This window comes from Micromonospora yongxingensis (genome assembly GCF_052601155.1).
Window position 1 is genome coordinate 100,358 of the sequence record NZ_JBQXEO010000012.1, and the last position, 14,284, is coordinate 114,641.

Below are 14,284 nucleotides of genomic sequence, written 5' to 3' on the forward strand. Positions count from 1 at the left end.
GGGGCCGTACCCTTCTGCGGTTGGCCCGCGCGGTTCGCGCCGCTTGCCGGCGACATCGAAGGAGCGTGCGTTGACCGACCAGACCGCCCTGGAGCAGGAGATCGCCGTCGAGCAACGGCACCTCGACCGGGTGTACGCCCGACTGGCCGAACTGCGGCGCTCGGCGGTTCGCGCCGAGCGGGACGGCTACCGGATGGCCCGGGTGGGCACGTTCGGCGCGCTGGTCGAACGCGACGCGATGGTCTTCCACGCCGCACAGCGGCGGCACACCCTCGACGCCGAGCACGAGGGGCTGGTCTTCGGCCGGCTGGACCTGCGGGACCGGCAGGTGCTGCACGTCGGGCGGCTCGGCATCCGCGACGAGGACGCCACCACCCTGGTCGTCGACTGGCGGGCGCCGGCGGCCGCCGCCTTCTACCAGGCCACGCCCGCCCAGCCGCTGGGCGTGGTGCGCCGTCGCACCATCCAGTCCCGCAACGAGCGCGTCACCCGCATCGAGGACGACCTGCTGGACCCGACCGCCGCCCCGGAGGGCATGACGGTGGTGGGCGACGGCGCGCTGCTGGCGACCCTGTCGCGGGCCACCGGCCGGGGCATGCGCGACATCGTGGCGACCATCCAGCGGGAGCAGGACGAGGCGATCCGTTCGCCCGGCTCCGGTGTGACGATCGTGGCCGGCGGCCCGGGCACCGGCAAGACCGCCGTGGCCCTGCACCGGGCCGCGTACCTGCTCTACTCCGACCGCAGCCGGTACGCCGGCGGCGGCATCCTGGTGGTTGGCCCGTCCTCGGTCTTCGTCGAGTACATCGCCTCGGTGCTGCCCTCGCTCGGTGAGGACACCGCGACCCTGCACTCGCTGGGCACCCTCTTCCCGGGGATGACCGCCACCCGCACCGACCCGCCCGAGGTGGCGTCGGTGAAGGGCTCGCTGCGGATGCGCCGGGTGCTGGAGCGGGCGGTCCGGGACGCGGTGCCGGGCGGTCCGGGCGAGTTGCGGCTGCTCTACCGGGGCGTGCTGCTGCGGTTGGACCGGGCCGAGCTGGACCGGATCCGGGACCGCGCGCTGCACCGGGGCGCCCGGCGCAACGAGGCACGCCGGGCCGGTTTCGACGGCGTCTTCGCCGCGCTCTGGGCCCAGGCCCGGCGGCTGAGCGTCGGTCGGCTGCCGGAGCAGCCGGCGTTCGAGGCGGAGATCGCCGAGCGGCCGGAGTTCCGGGAGTTCCTGAAGGCGTGGTGGCCGCGGCTGCACCCCCGGCACGTGCTCGACTGGCTGGCCCAGCCGGATCGGCTGCGCCGGTACGCCGGCGGGATCCTCTCCAGCGCGGAGGTCCGGCTGCTCAGCGCGGCGTACCAGAGCCTGGACACCGACGGGCTGACCATCGCCGACGTGGCGCTGCTGGACGAGCTGGACGCGCTGCTCGGCAAGCCGGTCCAGCCGGCCCGGGCACGGCGCGACCCGTTCCAGCTGGCGGGCGGGGTCCGCGAGTTGAGCACCTTCGCCGAGCGGCAGCGGGCCGCCCGGGAGTCGGCCCGGGAGCGTCCGGCGGACTACCGGGACTACGCGCACGTGGTGGTGGACGAGGCGCAGGACGTCTCGCCGATGCAGTGGCGCATGGTCGGCCGGCGCGGCCGGTTGGCGTCCTGGACGGTGGTGGGCGATCCGGCGCAGACCGCGTGGACCGGCGACCCGCGGGAGCTGGACCAGGCTCGGGACCAGGCGCTGGGCCGGCGCAAGCGGCACGATTTCACCCTGACCACCAACTACCGCAACTCGGCGGAGATCTTCGCGGTGGCCGCGGCGGAGATCCGCCGGCTCTACCCGGATCTGACGCTGCCGAGCGCCGTCCGCTCGACCGGGGTCGACCCGGTCGAGCTGGTGGTGCCCCCGACCGCGCTGGAGACGTCGGTGGTGGAGGCGGCCACCGGCCTGCTGGCCGAGGTCGAGGGCACGGTCGGGGTGATCACGCCGGTCCCCCGCCGCGACGAGGTCGCCGGCTGGCTCGGCGCGCTCGGCGCGCCGCGGCTGCAGGTGGTGACCAGCCTGGAGGCGAAGGGCATGGAGTACGACGGGGTGGTGCTGGTCGCCCCGAGCGAGATCCGGGCGGATCCGGGTGCCGGTGTACGGACGCTCTACGTGGCGCTCTCCCGGGCCACCCAGCGGCTCACCACCATCGACCCGACCGGCTGACCTGCGGCGGTGAGCCGCGCCGGGCGGTCGCCGGCACTACACTTGCATACATAGCGATGTGAGCATACATTTGACCAGGTCCCGGCGGACGGCGGAGGGTGGTTTCGTGGGCGCAGGTCATGACCACCACCACGGGTCGGTCGCCAATGCCGCGCACCAGCACCGGGGCCGACTCTGGACGGCGTTCGGGCTCCTCGCCACCCTGATGGTGGTCGAAGCGGTGGCCGCCTTCCACACCGGCTCGCTGGCCCTGCTCTCCGACGCCGGGCACATGTTCACCGACGTGCTCGGCATCGCCATGGCGCTCGCCGCCATCACCGCCACCCGGCGGGCCACCGGCGACCCGCAGCGCACGTTCGGGCTCTACCGGCTCGAGGTGCTCGCCGCGCTCGCCAACGCCGTCCTGCTCTCCGGCGTGGCGGTCTACGTCGTGATCGAGGCCATCGGCCGGTTCGGCGACCCGCACGAGGTGCTGGCCGGCCCGATGCTCGTGGTCGCCACGCTCGGCCTGCTCGCCAACCTGGCGGCGTTCACCCTGCTCCGCGCGGGCGCCCGGGAGAGCATCAACCTGCAGGGCGCCTACCTGGAGGTGCTCGGGGACCTGCTCGGCTCGCTCGGCGTGATCGGCGCGGCGCTGCTCATCCAGGTCACCGACTGGTGGTGGGCGGACCCTCTGGTCGCGGTCGCCATCGGCGTGTTCATCCTGCCGCGCACCTGGCGGCTGGGGCGGGCCGCGGTCCGCATTCTGGTGCAGGCCGCACCCGAACACCTCCAGGTGACCGCCGTGCACGACCGGCTGGCCGCCGTGCCCGGCGTGGTCGAGGTGCACGACCTGCACGTCTGGACGCTCACCTCCGGCATGGAGGTGGCCTCCGCACACCTGACCATGGCCCCCGGCGCGGACGTCGGCGCGGTGCTCACCGCGGCGCGTACCGCCCTGCACGAGGACTTCCGGATCGAGCACGCGACGTTGCAGACCGAGCCCGGCGCCGCTCCCGGGGCCTGCGGTTCGGTCAAGTGGTAATACCTTTCACCAGGTTTTTTCGTCTTCGTCCGAATTGTTGGTGACGACGCACGCACCGTCCGTCACATCGGCTGCACAGGTCCCAGAGGCACCGGTAGGCTCGGTCCCGGCCTCCACCCGGCGGCGCCCTAACGGCGCCGGTGGCGGTCGCCGCCTAATCGCCCGAGCGGGCGAACCGGGGAACCATGTTCCTGGGGTGCATCCGCGTCAGCGGTAGGGATCTTCCGTCCCGAACCCGTCAGCTAACCCGGTCGGCGGCTGACGGAAGGACATGCGTAGTGGCACCAGCACGACCACCCGCCGCCCGACTGGCGGCCCTGATCGTCGCGATGCTCGCTCTCGGCGTCGCACTGCCGGCCGGCGCCGCCTCGGCCGCTCCCCCGACCAACCTGCAGGCGGCCGCGGCCCCCGACGGCGACGAGGAAGGCGGCACCCCGGCACTCCGGGCGCAACTCGAGGCGGCCAGCAAGGGCTACCTGGACGCGAAGCGGGCCCTGGACACCTCCGTACAGCGCCAGCAGCAGCTCACCACCCAACTCAAGGCCACCGAGACCGAGCTGACCCAACGCAGCGGCAAGGTCGGCGAGATCGCCGGAGTGGCCTACCGCACCGGCCGGCTCGGCACGATGTCGGCGCTGCTCAACAGCAACACCCCGGAAGGCTTCATGGACCGGGCCGCCGCGCTCGACGCGGTCGCCGCCAACGAGGACCGGGTGCTGCGCGACCTGCTCGCCACCAAGGACCAGGCCAACCGCACCCGGATCGCGCTCGACGGCGAGATCCGCGAACAGCGCAAGCAGGTCACCGTGATGGCCAAGCGCAAGGAGCAGGCCGAACGGGCCCTGACGGTGGCGACCACCAAGCCCCGGACAACCGCCGACAGCGGCGGCTCCAACCGGGGCACCTCGGCCGCCAACGCCCAGGCCGCGCCGCGCAACTCCGACGGCTCCTGGCCATCGGAGTCGTGCAGCGTCAACGACCCCACCCCGGCCACCGGCTGCATCACCCCGCGCACCCTGCACGCGCTCAACCAGGCCAAGGCCGCCGGCTTCACCCGGTACGTCTCCTGCCACCGCTCCGGCGGCTCCGGCGAACACCCCAAGGGCCGTGCCTGCGACTTCGCGGCACAGAAGAGCGGCTTCGGCGGGGACGCCACCGGCGGCGACAAGACGTACGGCAACAACCTGGCCGCGTACTTCATCCGCAACGCCGACCGGCTCGCCGTGCTGTACGTGATCTGGTACCGGCAGATCTGGCTGCCCAGCAGCGGGTGGAAGTCGTACAGCGGAGCGGGTGGCGACCCGTCCAGCGACCACACCAACCACGTGCACCTGTCGGTGTACTGACCCGACCCGCCCGGTGCCCCCTGACACGGAGGCACCGGGCGGGGTACGTCAGCGGGCGTACCCCGGATGTCGCCGACGGTCGGACGACCACGGCCGGACCAGGCGGCAGCATCGCTCGTATGCGTCGACTCCCGCCACCCGCCCGCAAGGCGCTGCTCACCCTGCACCTGGTCACCTCGCTCGGCTGGCTCGGCGCCGACCTGGTGCTGCTCACCCTCGGCGTCGCGGCGCTGCGTGGCGCCGACCCGGCCGTCGTCTACCCGGTCGCCGCGCTGATCGGCACCGTGCTGTTCGCGCCGCTGAGCGTGCTGGTCTGGCTGGTCGGCGTGGCCAGCGCGCTGCTCACCCCGTGGGGCCTGCTGCGCTACCGCTGGGTGCTGACCAAGCTCGTCATCACCACGGTGATGGTCGGACTGGTGCTGTTCCTGCTCACCCCGAACCTGCGCCACGCCGGTGCCTTGGGCGTCGCCCTGCCCGCTCAGGACCGCGCCGACCTGGTGATCGCACCGGCGGTGTCCACCAGCCTGATGGTCATCGCGACGGTGCTCTCGACGTACAAACCGTGGGGGCGACGAGCGGCCGGCCGGCCCACCGTCGCCGGCGCGGCCAGCCATGATCGCGCCGCAACCAGGATGTAGTGACCTCGGAGCCGCAGCAGGCCACTACATCCAGGGTGGAGGGACCCTGGCAGGGGCGCGGCGCGGACGCGCGGAGTTGGTCAGGTGGGTGGTGGGGGGACGTCGGGGCGGTCCAGGACCGCGCCGAGTCGGGTGGCCAGGGCCAGGTGGGCCGCGCGGGCCTGGCGGAACGCGTACCGGAACAGCGGGGCGGGCGCGGTCAGGGTGATCTCGACATCGATGCGGACCAGGCCGTCCGGCTCGGCGCGCAGCCGGGTGTGGTTGCGCACGGTGGTGGCCGGCCACTGGCGGGCCACCATGACGATCTCGTCTTCCTCGCTGATCAGCACGTCCGCCTGGTACGTGGTCCGGAAGCGCACCGGCCCCGCCGCCAGCCGGTCGCTGATCGCGTAGCTGGCCTGGGCGCCGGGCCGGGGAGGCAGCCGGCGGACCCGGATGATCAGTGGATGCAGCTCGCCCTGCCGGGTCAGGTCACTGAGCAGCGCCGCCGCGTCGGCGGTCGAGCAGCGGGCCTGAACGGTGTAGCTGAAGGTATCGCTCCTGAGCACACCGTCTCCCGCCGTCGATGGTCGCCCGATCGTCCCGTACGCCGGTCGGGCTGGCAACGCCCGGACGGACACGCACTGTTGTCCCGCCCTTCGCACACCGTTCGCACTACGGTCGGCTAATGGGAAATCACCGGCTGTGACGGAAGGGTGGATGCATGAAAGGCTACGACCGGTGAGCGGGCACGTGATGGTCTTCGCGCCCACGCCGCAGCTGACGGTGACCGTCGACCAGCCGAGCGACCAGCCCGAGCTGCACCTGCACCCGGGTGGGCAGGGCGTCTGGCAGGCCCGCATGGTGCTGTCGCTCGGGGTCGACGTGGTGCTCTGCGCCGCGCTCGGCGGCGAGATCGGCCAGGTGCTGGAGCCGCTGCTGGTCAGCGAGGGCGTGGAGCTCAAGGTGGTGGTCCGCGACTCGGGCAGCGGCGGGTACGTGCACGACCGTCGGGACGGGTCCCGGCAGGAGATCGTCGACGTGCCCGGGCAGCCCCTGAGCCGGCACGAGCTCGACGAGCTGTACAACCTGGCTCTCGGCGAGGGCCTGCGGGCGTCGGTGAGCGTTCTCAGTGGACCCAACGAGCCGTGGCTCGTCCCGGCCGACCTGTACCGGCGCTTCGCCGCCGACCTCGGCGCGAACGGCGGCCGGGTGGTGGTGGACCTCTCCGGCGACCACCTCGGCGCGGTGCTGGACAGCGGGGTGTTCTTCCTGAAGGTGAGCCACGAGGAGCTGATCCGCGACGGCCGCGCCCGCAGCGACGACACCGCGGAGCTGAGCCGGGTGATGTACGACCTGCACGCCTCCGGCGCCGAGACGGTGGTGGTGAGCCGGGCGGACCAGCCGGCGCTGGCGCTCATCGACGGGGAACTGTTCGAGGTGGAGATGCCCCGGTTGGAGGCCGCCGACCCGCGCGGCGCGGGCGACTCGATGACCGCCGGGGTGGCCGCGGTGGTGGCCGGCGGTGGGGACATCCGGACCGCCATCCGGACCGGCGCCGCCGCCGGGGCGCTGAACGTGACCCGGCACGGCCTGGGCACCGGGCGGTTGGACTCGATCACCGGCCTTGTGGAGCGGGTGCGGCTGGCGCCTGCGGACAGCCGTCAGCAGGAGCGGACCACGCCCGACGAGCTGGCCGACCGGGCGGTCGAACGATGACGCTGCGGGTGCTGGTCACCAACGACGACGGGATCGCCGCACCGGGCATCCAGGCGTTGGCCTGGGCGGCGGCGCAGCGGGGCCTGGACGTGGTGGTCGCCGCGCCGCTGGAGGAGGCGAGCGGCACGAGCGCCGCCATGAGCGCCATGGAGCAGGACGGCCGGGTGGTGGTGCACGACCATCCGCTGCCGGATCTGGCGGGTGTGCCCGCGTACGGGGTCGGAGGCTCCCCCGGCTTCATCACGCTGATCGCGCTGCACGGCGCGTTCGGCGCGCCGCCGTCGGTGGTGCTCTCCGGCATCAACCGGGGCGCCAACGCCGGCCGTGCGGTGCTGCACTCCGGCACGGTGGGCGCGGCGTTCACCGCCGCCACGAACGGCTGCCGGGCGATGGCGGTCTCACTCGACGTGCTCACCGCCCGCGAGGCGACGGCCGCCAGCGGTGGTGCCGCGGTGGACGCCGCCGCCCGGGTACGCGACGCCGACCGGCACTGGAGCACCGCCGCGCGGGTCGCGTTGGACCTGCTCCCCCGGCTGACCGCCGCACCCCTGGAGAGCGTGCTCAACGTCAACGCGCCGGATCTGCCGCACGGGCGGCTGCGCGGGGTGCGCCACGGCACGTTGGCCAGCTTCGGTCAGGTGCAGATGACGGTGGCCGAGGCCGGGCACGGTTTCGTCCGCACGTCGCTGGAGGAGCCGGGACAGGCCGCGCAGCCCGGCACGGACGTGGCGCTGCTGGCTGCCGGGTACGCGTCGGTGACGGCCATCCGGGCCGTTACCGAGGTGACCGACGTCGACCTGACCGGCCTGGAGGAGCAGCCCTGACGGGATCGTCCACGGCGCTCAGGCGCCGGGGAGCACCTCGGGGGTGGCGGCGCCGGCGAAGTAGGGCTCCGGGGCGCCGAAGAGGCCGAGCAGCCCGGTGACCCAGAGCTGCCGGTGGACGAACCGGCTGGGCTGGGTGACCACCAGCTTGACGCCACTGACCTCGGCGGTCTGGAAGCCGGCGACCATGGCGCTGATGCCGACGGAGTCGATGAAGGTGACCAGCCTCATGTTCAGCTCGATGCGGAGAGGCCGGCCCTTGGCCAGCACCTCGGCGATCGCTTCGCGCACCTCGTACGCGGTATCGACGTCGATCTCACCGCGCGGGGCGATCTCCACGACACCACCGGACAGAACCGACTTCACGATCGACAGGCTCACGCGAGCACCTCCACCCGCCCGTCCCCCGGGCGCCTCATCAGTACGCGGGCCGCGACCGAGAGTATTCCTCCGACGGCCTCGGTCGCCACCCCTCGGGATGAGCAATTCGCGGATTCGGGCACATGACGTCACCCACCTCCGCAATTTCCGTTATTTGATCACTCGACGATCGGTCGGAGCCGACGCGCCGCCGGACCAGGGTAGCGGTCCCGACCGGACACACCCGACAACCGGTCGGCCGACCGCGTCGCGCCCGCGTGGCACCGGCGTGTCGCACCCGTCCACCGCCGCGGATGCCATCCCGCTGTTGCCGGCGCCCCCTAGCATCGATCCCGACACCCACCGCGACGGAGAGGATCATCGATGATCAAGAGACTGGCTGGGCTGGCCGGTGTCGGCGTCCTGCTCGCCCTCGTACTGGCCTGCGGTTTCGGTGGCGGAGGCGATGACGACGACGATGACGACGACTTCGCCCGGGGCGTCGCGGCGGTGGTGCTGCACTGAGGTGCCCGCCGAGCCGTGCCGGCCGGGTTTGCGTCCGGCCGGCACGGGGCACTGCCGGATGAGCCGTGACGCGTAGGCCGGACGCCGAAGTCCGAAGTGGCCGGCGGCTTCGGCACCCGAGGAGGTAACCACGATGTTCGGAAGCAACCTGCTGGACCGCCGCAGCAAGCCGGAGCGGATCGCGGATCAGGCGTGGGAGCACCTGGTCTCCGCGGTCAGTTCCGCGGGAGACAGCGTGCTGGGCACCGCCCGCTCGGCCCGTCGCAGCAGCAGTGACCTGGCCGACGGGGCGGGCGACCTGGTGGGCTCCGCCGCCGACGAGGCGCGGCGCCGTGCCTCGCTGGCCTTCGACGCGCTCGCCGGCCGCCAGCCGGCTCTGCCGTGGACGCTGCTGATCGGCGCCGCCCTGGTGGGCGCCGCGGTCGGCTGGGCCGTCGGCTCCGCCGCCCGGGCCGCCGGCAGCCGGGACGACCGCGCGGTGGACGACGTCGAGTTCGTCGACGTCGACCGCCCCAACAGCCCCGTCGGCCTGGACGGCTGACCCACTCGCACCCCGTGGGCTTCGCTCGACCGCCGGTCGAGCGGAGCCCATCCTCGTTCCCGAGCCGGGGCCGGCCCGCCGGGGTGCCGGACCCCTCAGGCAGCCCCGGCGGACCGGCGTTTCGAGGCGGTCCGGGCGTCGCCGACCGCGTCCGGACCGCCCCGTGCACGTGACGGTGGGCCGGTGGCGCGCCGATCGGCGGTGGCGTCGCCGCCCGGGGGACGGGCACGACGCCGGAGGGGCATGAGCTGCCCCGCTCCCGCCTCCGACACGACGGCTCCCGCGATCGGGAACACCGATACCGTAACCGATTCCCCGTCACTTTGGAAGCGCTCCCACCATCGACGCGCGTGCCCGTCGGCCGGCCGGCACCCGCACCCCTCACCCGCTCCGGGCGAGGCCGACTCACCCTCCCCGGCGGCAGGCTCGACCGACGGCGGAGACCGGGCCGCGGCCGTGACCTGGTCCGCCACCCACGCACCGGAGGAGGGACAGATGGCCATCGCGACGATCAGCCGCTCCGACCAGGACATCCAGTCCGCCGTACTCGACGAGCTGACCTGGGAGCCACGGGTGCAGCCGCACGAGATCGGCGTGACCGTCGCCGAGGGCGTCGTCACGCTGACCGGGCGGGTGGACAGCTACGCGAAGAAGTGGGCCGCCGAGCGGGCCGCACACCGCGTCGCCCGGGTGCGGGCGGTCGCCAACGACCTGGCCGTGCGGCTGCCCGGCGGCGCCGAGCGCTCCGATCCCGACCTGGCCGCCGCAGCCGGGCACGCGCTGGAATGGGACGCGTTCGTGCCCATCGAGAAACTTCAGGTCACCGTCTCAGCCGGCTGGGTGACGCTGCACGGCGAGGTCGAGTGGGAGTACCAGCGGCGGGCCGCCGAGCGGGCGGTCTGCCGGCTGACCGGCGTACGCGGCGTGAGCAACGGCATCAGCGTCCGCCCGGCCGCCCCGCCGGACGGCCACGACCTGGCCGAACGGATCGTCGACGCGCTCGCCCGGGCCGGCGCCACCGAGGTCGAGCGGATCAGCGTCCGGGTGCACGGGGACACGGCGGTGCTCGGCGGGCTGGTGCACTCGATGCCCGAGCGGGCCGAGGTGGAGCAGGTCGTCTGGTCCGCCCCGGGCATCCGGGAGGTGCAGAACCACATCGCGGTCGCCCCGGTGCTGAGCTGAGCGTGAGAGCGGAACCACCCGGGGTGGGTGAGCCCACCTCACCCACCCCGGTAGCAGGCTGGGGGCATGAGTGATCCGAACGGGCTGATCCAACCGGGGCGCTCCGCGCCCGGCTTCACCCTGGCGGGCACACCGGACGGGCGCCAGATCGGGCCCCAGCAGTTCCGCGGGCGGCCGGTCGTGCTCGTTTTCTATCCCGCCGACTGGAGCCCGGTCTGCGGCGACCAGATGTCGCTCTACCAGGCAGCGGCACCCATGTTCGACCAGTACCAGGCGGTGCTGCTCGGGGTGTCGGTGGACAGCATCTGGTCGCACCGGGCGTTCGCCGAGAGCCGGGGAATCAAGTTCCCGCTGCTGGCCGACTTCGAGCCCAAGGGCGAGGTGGCCCGCCGGTACGGCGCGTACACCCCGCAGGGCGAGGCGGCGCGGGCGCTGGTGGTGCTCGACCCGGCCGGGACGGTGGCCTGGAGCTACCTGTCGCCCCCCGAGGTCAACCCGGGCGCGGACGGCATCATCGAAGCGCTGGACCGGCTCACCGCCGATCGGCGGGTGATGGCCGGATGACCACGCCACTGCAGGTCACCGCCCGACTCCGGGACCCGGTGACCGACCAGGACCATGTCCGGGGGCCGGCCGACGCGGCGGTGACCATCGTCGAGTACGGCGACTTCCAGTGCCAGTTCTGCGGTGCCGCGTACCCCAACCTGCACGAGGTGCTGCGTCAGCGGGCCGACACGGTGCGGATGGTGTACCGCTACTTCCCGATCGCCAACGTGCACCCGTACGCCGAACGCGCCGCCGAGACCGCCGAGGCCGCCGCGGCCCGGGGCAGGTTCTGGGAGATGCACGACTGGCTCTACGAGCACCAGGACCAACTGGACCCGGTGCACCTCTCGCTCGGCGTCGAGCAACTCGGGCTGCCGCCGGACGAGGTGAACGCGGAGGTGGACAACCGGGTGCACGCCGACCGGGTCCGCCGCGACTTCGTCGGCGGGATCCGGAGCGGGGTGAACGGCACCCCCACCCTGTTCGTCAACGGGGTCCGGCACGAGGGCGAGTACGACCTGCCCGACCTGCTGGCCGCCGTGGACGCCGCCGCCAACGCCTGACCACCGAGGGACGGTCGGCTACCGGCCACTCAGATCAGCCGCAGCTCGCGCGCCCGCCGGACGGCCTCACGCCGGCGGGTCGCGTCGAGCTTGCGGTAGATGTTGCGGACGTGGGTCTTCACCGTGTTGACCGAGAGCGACAGTTCGCTGGCGATCTCCACGTTGGACAGGATGCTCTGCAGGTAGCGCAGGATGGTCAACTCGCGCTCGGTGAGCGGCTCGTCGAGCGTGCCCCCCGGCTCGGCCGGCGGCCTGACGCTCGTCTGCTCGGCACCCCGGACCAGATCGCTGACCAGCGAGAAGTGTGCGGTGCCGGCGTCCAGGTGCGCGGCCAGCAGGTCCCGCACCGGCGGTTCGGAGCGGGTGAAGACCCGACGGGCGCCCTGGGGGCCGGCCAGGTCGAGCACCTGCTCCAGGATCCGCCCGGCCCGACGACCGTCCCCGCCGCGCTCGGCCAGCACCGCGTCCAGCAGGCCGGCGTCCAGGCGTACCGGCAGGGGCCAGGCGGCGGCCGGCGGCCCCTGCCAGTCGGGCAGCGTCCTTCCGGCCGCGCCGGCGTCCCCGGCGCGCAGCTCGACCCGGGCCAGCGCCACCGCGAGCGCCGGGGACGCCGTGTCCTCGGTGGCACCGGCCAGCAGCTCACGGGCCGTGTCCACGTCGCCCCGCTCGGCACGGAGGTCCGCCTCGGCGGCCCGTAGCAGGCCGGCCAACTCGGCGGCGGCCGGCCGGTCGGTCAACGACTCCCGGGCGCGGACGAGCAGCCGCTGCCCGGCGGCTGGATCACCGGCGTCGCGGTGCAGATGGGCCCGACACAGCGCGGCCACCGCCGCCGCCACCGGCTCGCCGGGCCACTCCGCCGACCCGTCGTCACCCTCCACCACGGCGGAACTCGCGGGGCCCGACCAGCCTGCGGAGCCGGTCACCGGCACGGCCAGGGCGAGGTTGGCGGCAGCCTCCTCGGGTTGGTCACGATGCAGTGCCACCACGGCCAACGCCAGGTAGGCGTAGGCACAGTCGAGGCGGCACGACCAGCCCCGGGAGGCCGCCACGCCCAGGGCGTCGCGGGCCGCCTGCTCGGCCGCGCGAAGCTCTCCCCGGACGGCGAGCAGCAACGCGGAGCGGCTGGCACCGACCAGCTCCGTACGCGGCCGGCCGGCCTCCCGGGCCGCCGCCCGCGCCCGGACGAACCGCGCGTCGGGCAGCGCGCCGGCGGCCAGCTCGACCAGGCCCAGCGCGGTGCCCGTGAAGGCCCGCAGGTCCGCGTCCTCGGCGGCCCTGCTCCCCCCGACGGCCTGCGTGGGGTTCGGCACGCCGGTCGGCGTCGCCCCGGCCGGGCGGCTCCGCAGCAGACGAGCGGCGGCGGCCCGCACCTCGGCCGGATCCCCGGCGAGGCGGGCCACGGTCAGCTCCAGCGCGGTGGCCAACCGCAGGAACCGGTCCCGACGCGGCACCGGCAGGCCGCCCGCGTATCCGGCGGCGGCGCGCAGGTGAGCGGTGGCGCCCGGCAGGTCACCGGCGTACGCCCGCTCGGCGGCGCAGGCCAACGCCACCTCCGGATCGGCGCGGACCACCTCCGGAGGCGGCGACGCGGGCCTCGGTCCGCTCACCGGCTCCGGGTCGTACCTGGTCAGCTCCGGCCAGTGCGCGACGAACAGGTCACCGGCCCGGTCCCACCGGCCGGCGGCCAACGCGTGCCGCAACCCGTCGGCCGGGCGACCGTCGCCGGCGTACCAGTCGGCCGCCCGCGCGTGCAGCTCACGCAACTCCTCGACGGGCAGCCGGGCCAGCTCGGCGCGGAGCAGGTCGGCCAGCAGGGGGTCACAGCGGTACCAGGGCGGACGGGTGTCCTCCCGGTGCAGCAGACCGCCGGCCCCCGCCAGGTCGGCCAACGACCGGCCGGCGTCGGCGCGGCCGGTCAACGCCTCGGCCAGGTCGGCGCAGACGGTCTCGGCGAGAGCGGTACGGCGCAGCAGATCCCGGTCGGCGGGGTCGACCGACGCGAGCACCTCCTCGTGCAGGTAACCGGCGATCTCCGGGTGGTCACCGCCGAACTGCCCCACCCAGCGCTCCGGGTCGGGGTGCCCGCGCAGGGCAAGCGCGGCGATGCGCAGCGCGGCCGGCCAACCTCCGGTGCGCTCGCGCAACCGTCGTACGGCGGCAGCCGGCAGCGGCGCGCCGTGCGCGATGAGCAGGTCGGCCACCTCGTCGTCGGTGAAGGCCAGCTCGTCGGGGCCGATCTCGGTCAGCTCTCCGGCGAGGCGCAGCCGGTGCAGGGGCAGCGGCAGGCCGGCCCGGGCACCGACCACCAGGTGCAACCGCTGACCGGCGTGCCGGAGCAGGAACTCCAGCCCGGTCAGCGCCGCCGGGTCGCCGACTCGGTGCAGGTCGTCCAGGACCAGCAGCACCGACCGGTCGGCGGCGGCGAGCGCGGCGGCGAGTATTTCCAGCTGGTCGGGGCGGGGTGCCCGGTCGGGAACCGGCGCGGCCGGGCCGTCGTCCGCCGGGCCGGTGGCCGAGCGCAGGGCCGCCGCCAGGTACGCCCAGAGCCGGTCGCCGTCGTCACCGGCCTCCACCGACACCCACGCGGGTCCGGGTCCCGCCTCGGGCGTGTCAGCGGCCAGCCGCACCCAGGAGGCCAGCAGGGTGGTCTTGCCCCAGCCGGCGGGGGCGGCGACCAGGGTGACCGGTCCCGCGCTGCCCTCGTCGAGCCTGCGCAGCAGTCGGGGCCGCGCCACCACCGGCTCGGGCGGCGCCGCCGGGCTCAGCCGGGACGCCAGCAACGGCGGGTCCGCCGGTCGCCCCTGTGCCGTGCCGACGCGCACGCGATCCTGCTGTTCCGGCACCCGGCT

Annotated in this window: 14 protein-coding genes and 1 riboswitch; of the genes, 11 read left to right on the forward strand and 3 right to left on the reverse strand. The window is 74.3% G+C overall.

Going from position 1 to position 14,284, the window contains the following annotated elements; all coding sequences use genetic code 11:
* Positions 1–70: 70 nt before the first annotated feature.
* The 4 genes from ACTWLT_RS16715 (at position 71) to ACTWLT_RS16730 (ending at position 5,196) form a co-directional block, all read left to right on the forward strand.
* A complete protein-coding gene (locus ACTWLT_RS16715) occupies positions 71–2,188 on the forward strand; it encodes a HelD family protein (protein WP_445319170.1) in 2,118 nt (705 codons plus the stop codon).
* Positions 2,189–2,294: 106 nt separating this feature from the next.
* Positions 2,295–3,212 carry a cation diffusion facilitator family transporter gene (locus ACTWLT_RS16720; RefSeq protein WP_445319171.1) on the forward strand — a complete coding sequence of 306 codons (918 nt, stop codon included), beginning with the start codon at positions 2,295–2,297 and terminating at the stop codon, positions 3,210–3,212.
* A 141-nt stretch (positions 3,213–3,353) separates the two neighbouring features.
* Positions 3,354–3,485, forward strand: a riboswitch (cyclic di-AMP (ydaO/yuaA leader).
* Between the two features lie 56 nt (positions 3,486–3,541).
* Positions 3,542–4,558 (forward strand): coiled-coil domain-containing protein, encoded by a 1,017-nt coding sequence (locus ACTWLT_RS16725; protein ID WP_445319247.1) that lies wholly within the window; start codon positions 3,542–3,544, stop codon positions 4,556–4,558.
* Between the two features lie 119 nt (positions 4,559–4,677).
* Positions 4,678–5,196 (forward strand): hypothetical protein, encoded by a 519-nt coding sequence (locus ACTWLT_RS16730; RefSeq protein WP_445319172.1) that lies wholly within the window; start codon positions 4,678–4,680, stop codon positions 5,194–5,196.
* A gap of 80 nt (positions 5,197–5,276) precedes the next feature.
* Here the strand turns inward: ACTWLT_RS16730 and ACTWLT_RS16735 are convergent, their stop codons facing one another.
* Complete coding sequence (locus ACTWLT_RS16735; protein ID WP_445319173.1) at positions 5,277–5,744, reverse strand: SRPBCC family protein; 468 nt, start codon at positions 5,742–5,744, stop codon at positions 5,277–5,279.
* Positions 5,745–5,916: 172 nt separating this feature from the next.
* Between ACTWLT_RS16735 and ACTWLT_RS16740 the strand changes: the two genes are divergently transcribed.
* Entirely contained in the window at positions 5,917–6,894 is a 978-nt protein-coding gene (locus tag ACTWLT_RS16740) for a PfkB family carbohydrate kinase (protein ID WP_445319174.1), read from the forward strand.
* Positions 6,891–7,718 carry a 5'/3'-nucleotidase SurE gene (gene surE / locus ACTWLT_RS16745; RefSeq protein WP_445319175.1) on the forward strand — a complete coding sequence of 276 codons (828 nt, stop codon included), beginning with the start codon at positions 6,891–6,893 and terminating at the stop codon, positions 7,716–7,718. Before ACTWLT_RS16740 ends, surE begins: the two co-directional genes overlap by 4 nt.
* Before the next feature lie 18 nt (positions 7,719–7,736).
* On the opposite strand, the gene ACTWLT_RS16750 is transcribed toward surE, so the two are convergent.
* A complete protein-coding gene (locus ACTWLT_RS16750) occupies positions 7,737–8,099 on the reverse strand; it encodes an STAS domain-containing protein (protein ID WP_433050248.1) in 363 nt (120 codons plus the stop codon).
* 363 nt (positions 8,100–8,462) lie between these two features.
* Between ACTWLT_RS16750 and ACTWLT_RS16755 the strand changes: the two genes are divergently transcribed.
* The 5 genes from ACTWLT_RS16755 (at position 8,463) to ACTWLT_RS16775 (ending at position 11,435) form a co-directional block, all read left to right on the forward strand.
* Positions 8,463–8,603, forward strand: coding sequence for a hypothetical protein (locus ACTWLT_RS16755; protein ID WP_252417821.1), 141 nt, complete (start codon positions 8,463–8,465; stop codon positions 8,601–8,603).
* A gap of 133 nt (positions 8,604–8,736) precedes the next feature.
* Complete coding sequence (locus ACTWLT_RS16760; RefSeq protein WP_445319176.1) at positions 8,737–9,144, forward strand: hypothetical protein; 408 nt, start codon at positions 8,737–8,739, stop codon at positions 9,142–9,144.
* Between the two features lie 495 nt (positions 9,145–9,639).
* The gene (locus ACTWLT_RS16765; RefSeq protein ID WP_445319177.1) at positions 9,640–10,326 is read left to right on the forward strand and encodes a BON domain-containing protein; all 687 of its coding nucleotides are present in this window, start codon (positions 9,640–9,642) and stop codon (positions 10,324–10,326) included.
* Between the two features lie 66 nt (positions 10,327–10,392).
* The gene (locus ACTWLT_RS16770; RefSeq protein ID WP_445319178.1) at positions 10,393–10,890 is read left to right on the forward strand and encodes a redoxin domain-containing protein; all 498 of its coding nucleotides are present in this window, start codon (positions 10,393–10,395) and stop codon (positions 10,888–10,890) included.
* The gene (locus ACTWLT_RS16775; protein WP_445319179.1) at positions 10,887–11,435 is read left to right on the forward strand and encodes a DsbA family protein; all 549 of its coding nucleotides are present in this window, start codon (positions 10,887–10,889) and stop codon (positions 11,433–11,435) included. The genes ACTWLT_RS16770 and ACTWLT_RS16775 overlap by 4 nt, the downstream gene beginning before the upstream one ends.
* Positions 11,436–11,464: 29 nt before the next feature.
* Here the strand turns inward: ACTWLT_RS16775 and ACTWLT_RS16780 are convergent, their stop codons facing one another.
* Positions 11,465–14,278, reverse strand: coding sequence for a winged helix-turn-helix domain-containing protein (locus tag ACTWLT_RS16780; protein ID WP_445319180.1), 2,814 nt, complete (start codon positions 14,276–14,278; stop codon positions 11,465–11,467).
* Positions 14,279–14,284: the final 6 nt, after the last annotated feature.

What these genes read in the sequence shown, in the direction of transcription:
- ACTWLT_RS16725 (WP_445319247.1), top strand. Translation starts at nt 3,542, where the DNA reads ATGCTCGCTCTCGGCGTCGCACTGCCGGCCGGCGCCGCCTCGGCCGCT.
- ACTWLT_RS16730 (WP_445319172.1), top strand. Translation starts at nt 4,678, where the DNA reads ATGCGTCGACTCCCGCCACCCGCCCGCAAGGCGCTGCTCACCCTGCAC.
- surE (WP_445319175.1), top strand. Translation starts at nt 6,891, where the DNA reads ATGACGCTGCGGGTGCTGGTCACCAACGACGACGGGATCGCCGCACCG.
- ACTWLT_RS16755 (WP_252417821.1), top strand. Translation starts at nt 8,463, where the DNA reads ATGATCAAGAGACTGGCTGGGCTGGCCGGTGTCGGCGTCCTGCTCGCC.
- ACTWLT_RS16760 (WP_445319176.1), top strand. Translation starts at nt 8,737, where the DNA reads ATGTTCGGAAGCAACCTGCTGGACCGCCGCAGCAAGCCGGAGCGGATC.
- ACTWLT_RS16765 (WP_445319177.1), top strand. Translation starts at nt 9,640, where the DNA reads ATGGCCATCGCGACGATCAGCCGCTCCGACCAGGACATCCAGTCCGCC.
- ACTWLT_RS16770 (WP_445319178.1), top strand. Translation starts at nt 10,393, where the DNA reads ATGAGTGATCCGAACGGGCTGATCCAACCGGGGCGCTCCGCGCCCGGC.
- ACTWLT_RS16775 (WP_445319179.1), top strand. Translation starts at nt 10,887, where the DNA reads ATGACCACGCCACTGCAGGTCACCGCCCGACTCCGGGACCCGGTGACC.